Annotated in this window: 1 tRNA gene; it reads left to right on the top strand. The window is 49.5% G+C overall.

Annotated features, from left to right (window positions below):
• The first annotated feature begins 11 nt into the window (after window positions 1-11).
• Window positions 12-87 (top strand) — tRNA-Lys (locus P0G09_RS18485).
• Window positions 88-303 lie beyond the last annotated feature (216 nt).

Here is a 303-nt window from a genome sequence, read left to right on the forward strand (position 1 = left end):
GGTCACCATATGCACCTCTAGCTCAGTTGGTAGAGCAACTGACTCTTAATCAGTGGGCCCAGGGTTCGAGTCCCTGGAGGTGCACCAATAAAAGAGCGTTGAATCGTAAGAATTGACGCTCTTTTTCGTTATGTAACCCCGAAAATTCGGGGCTTGCACGGTCAATGCACGGTTTTTGCACAGTCGGCTTTTTCGTGGGAATCTTCTGCATGGGCTGGAATTGCTTTGAAATGCGTGGTAAATTTTGCATCAGGTCAGAAGAGCCAGACGGAGCTGCGCCTTTACTTCGGGGTCTGCGTTCTT

The sequence above is a fragment of the Faecalibacterium sp. DFI.5.82 genome (assembly GCF_029076575.1).
Classification (GTDB): domain Bacteria; phylum Bacillota; class Clostridia; order Oscillospirales; family Ruminococcaceae; genus Faecalibacterium; species Faecalibacterium duncaniae.